This is a genomic window from Nocardia sp. NPDC059764, from assembly GCF_042732555.1.
Taxonomy (GTDB): domain Bacteria; phylum Actinomycetota; class Actinomycetes; order Mycobacteriales; family Mycobacteriaceae; genus Nocardia.
Map to the genome: position 1 here is coordinate 1 of NZ_JBHWHH010000320.1, position 3,306 is coordinate 3,306.

At 64.7% G+C, this 3,306-nt stretch carries 4 protein-coding genes; 1 reads left to right on the top strand and 3 read right to left on the bottom strand.

Translation table 11 applies throughout. From position 1 onward, the window contains the following. From ACFV4K_RS35185 to ACFV4K_RS35195, 3 genes are all read right to left on the bottom strand, one after another. A partial coding sequence (locus ACFV4K_RS35185; RefSeq protein ID WP_379280623.1) for a biotin carboxylase N-terminal domain-containing protein occupies positions 1 to 158 on the bottom strand: 158 nt, incomplete at its 3' end. Next, positions 155 to 346, bottom strand: a complete 192-nt coding sequence (locus tag ACFV4K_RS35190) for an acyl-CoA carboxylase epsilon subunit (RefSeq protein WP_379280620.1) — start codon at positions 344 to 346, stop codon at positions 155 to 157. The genes ACFV4K_RS35185 and ACFV4K_RS35190, both read right to left, overlap by 4 nt. Before the next feature lie 16 nt (positions 347 to 362). After that, positions 363 to 1,907 (bottom strand): acyl-CoA carboxylase subunit beta, encoded by a 1,545-nt coding sequence (locus tag ACFV4K_RS35195; RefSeq protein WP_379280621.1) that lies wholly within the window; start codon positions 1,905 to 1,907, stop codon positions 363 to 365. A 342-nt stretch (positions 1,908 to 2,249) separates the two neighbouring features. Here ACFV4K_RS35195 and ACFV4K_RS35200 point away from each other — a divergent pair, with 342 nt between their 5' ends. Then, a complete protein-coding gene (locus ACFV4K_RS35200; protein WP_379280622.1) occupies positions 2,250 to 3,119 on the top strand; it encodes a BTAD domain-containing putative transcriptional regulator in 870 nt (289 codons plus the stop codon). Positions 3,120 to 3,306 lie beyond the last annotated feature (187 nt).

Sequence of the window (3,306 nt, forward strand, 5' to 3'; positions counted from 1 at the left end):
AACGGCGCGTCGGCGTCCGGTTCGGCGTACACGGCCACACTGGCGATACCGGCGTCCTTGGCGGCCCGGATCACGCGCACGGCGATCTCGCCTCGATTGGCTACGAGGACCTTGCGTAGGCCGTAACTCCCATTCACGGCAACCGATTCGGCGCTCATGCGGCGGCCCAGCTGCGCGGCGGGACGAAAGCGCTCGCGCGCGGCGGCCCGATCCAGCGCACGGGAGCCACCGCGGGCGGGGCACTCTCGACGGAATTCGCGATCGCGCTCACCAATGCGATGAGCAGGGCGGCGGTTTCGATATCGTCGGGATTGCCGCGTTCGACGCGGACCAGGGGTGCTGTCATGTGCTTCTCGCTCTGCTCACTGGGGTGGGTTGCCATGCTTGCGAATCGGCAGGTCGGCGTGTTTGGTCCGCAGCATGGCGAGGCTGCGGATGAGCACCGAACGGGTGTCGGCCGGATCGATCACGTCGTCGACCAGCCCCCGCTCGGCGGCATAGTAGGGGTGCACCAGCTCCGAGCGATACTCGGCAATCTTGTTCTGCCGCATCGCCTCCGGATCCTTCGCGGCATTGATCTCGCGGCGGAAGATCACGTTCGCGGCGGCCTCGGCGCCCATGACGGCGATCTCGTTGCTGGGCCAGGCCAGCGCCAGGTCCGCGCCGATCGACCGGGAATCCATGACGATGTACGCGCCGCCGTAGGACTTGCGCAGGACCACCGAGACCCGGGGGACCGTGGCGTTGCAGTAGGCGTAGAGCAGTTTGGCGCCGTGGCGGATGATCCCGCCGTGCTCCTGCGCGACACCGGGCAGAAAACCCGGCACGTCGATCAGCGTGACGAGCGGAATATTGAACGCGTCGCAGAGCTGCACGAACCGGGCGGCCTTCTCGGAGGCGGCGATGTCGAGCACCCCCGCGAGCATGTTCGGCTGATTGGCGACCACGCCCACCACGTGCCCGTCGAGGCGGGCGAAGGCGCACACCACATTCGCCGCCCACAGCTCGTGCACCTCGAAGATCTCGTGGTCGTCGACGATCTCCTCGATGACCGCGCGCACGTCGTAGGGCCGGTTCCCGTCGTGGGGGACCAGATCGTAGAGCGACTCGTTGCGCCGATCCGGGGGATCGGTGCACACCACCGTCGGCGGATGCTGACGATTGTTGGCCGGCAGCATCGACAGCAGATGCCGGACATCGTGCAGGCAGGAGGGTTCGTCGTCGTAGGTGAAATGGGTGACACCCGAGGTGTGCGAATGGATGTCGGCCCCGCCCAGCTCGTTCATGGTGACCCGCTCGCCGGTCACCGCCGCGACCACGTCGGGTCCGGTGATGAATATCTGGGCCGTCTCCCGGATCATGAAGACGAAATCGGTGAGCGCGGGACTGTAGGCGGCGCCACCGGCGCAAGGTCCGAGGATGACGCTGATCTGCGGAATCACGCCGGAGGCCTTGGTGTTTCGCGCGAATATCCCACCGAAACCGGCCAGCGCGGTGACCCCTTCCTGGATGCGGGCCCCCGCACCGTCATAGAGCCCGACCAGCGGTGCGCCCGCGGCCAGCGCCAAATCCATGACCTTGTGAATCTTCTCCGCGTGCGCCTCGCCCAGCGCGCCACCCAGAATCCGGAAGTCCTGCGCGAACACGAACACCGTCCGCCCCTCGACGGTTCCCCAGCCGGCGACCACGCCGTCGGTGTGGTGACGCCGGTGCTCGAGCCCGAATCCTGTTGCCCGATGGCGTCGTAACGCCTCGATCTCCTGGAACGACCCAGGGTCCAGCAGCAGGTCGATCCGCTCGTAGGCGGTCAGCTTCCCCTTGTCGTACTGACGTTGCGTCGCGGCCGCATCGGGCCCGGCCAGTACCGATTGTTTGAGTTTGTCGAGCTCCTCGACGCGTTCACGCATGCCTGTCCTCGGTGGTGATCGGGAGTGGACCGGAATCGGTTGGCGACCAACCACTTCCGGTCTCCACTGCCTCCGAGTCTGACCCACGGGCCCTAGAGCGTCGCTCAAATGCGGAGGTCCCGACGGCATTGGGGTCTATACGTGATGAGTATTTGATTTGTCATTCATTATCGAGGCGTTGGCTTAGCGGGTAGTCGATGGTTTGGGAACATTTGGGCTTTAACCATCAAATTACGGTTTGTTCACGAATCTGATACCTACCGACCGTTAGGCTGGAGTGGCCTCCAGTGCCGTGGGTATTCATTTCCCGCGCTTTTCCGGGAAAGATAGTAGGGAGCGCCCGTGACGCAGCAAATCTATGCCCGTGTGCTTGGACCGCTAACGCTAGCGCTGCAGAACAGGAATGCCACACCGACGGCTCAGAAGCAGCGGCAATTGCTCGCGCTGCTGCTCGTCCGGCATTCGACTGTCGTGCCGGTGTCCGCGATGATCGAGGAGTTATGGAACGAGGATCCGCCGCGCAGTGCCGTGACGGTGGTGCAGACCTATGTGCTCGGGATCAGGAAGCGCATGGCCGAGTTCCTGGGCGTCGAGCAGGGTGAGGTGGCGGACCGATACCTGCGCACCTGGAGCAAGGGGTATCTGTTCGACGCCCGCGACTGTGTGCTGGACGTCAGGGATTACCAGGTCATGGCCGAGGCCGCGCGCTGCGCGGCCGCGGTGGGTGACGATCGGCGGGCGGTCGAGCTGTACACCGCCTCGGAGGCCCTGTGGACCGGCCCGCCGCTGCTGGATGTGGAGGCCGGGAATCCGCTCACCGCGGAATTGACGCATCTCGAGCAATTGCGCTTGGTGAATCAGGAGCGGCGGATCGAGGCCCTGTTGCGATTGGGCGGTCATCGTGAGGCCTGCCCCGATCTGGCGAGATTGACCGCCGAGCAGCCGCTGCACGAGCGAATGCAGGCGTATTACATGTACGCGCTGTGCCGATCGGGGCAACGGTATAGAGCGCTCGAGGTCTATCACAATTTTGCCGAACTGATGCAGCTCGAACTCGGGCTCGACCCGTGCTGGCGACTTCGACAATTGCACCTGGATATTCTCAATGCCTCCGACGAGTCGGTGGCGGATGTATTGGAGACACGGCATGCGGGCTATTTGATCGGCTGGAACGCGACCCCGGGGCTCGACAGGCCCGCCCGCCCCGCCTGATCACTTGTTCTCATTCTTCGATTCACCTGTATGACCTAGCGCTTGCCGGTGGCGTCGACCGGCGATTCCACCGTAGCCCCGCCCTCGGACGGGGCTACGGTGCTGTTTTCCTCTCCTGATCCTGTTGGCCGCGTGTGCCTTTCGGCGAAGATCCTGTCAGCGACGATCGCAGTCCCGGCTCGAGGAC

What these genes read in the sequence shown, in the direction of transcription:
- ACFV4K_RS35190 (WP_379280620.1), bottom strand. Translation starts at nt 346, where the DNA reads ATGACAGCACCCCTGGTCCGCGTCGAACGCGGCAATCCCGACGATATC.
- ACFV4K_RS35195 (WP_379280621.1), bottom strand. Translation starts at nt 1,907, where the DNA reads ATGCGTGAACGCGTCGAGGAGCTCGACAAACTCAAACAATCGGTACTG.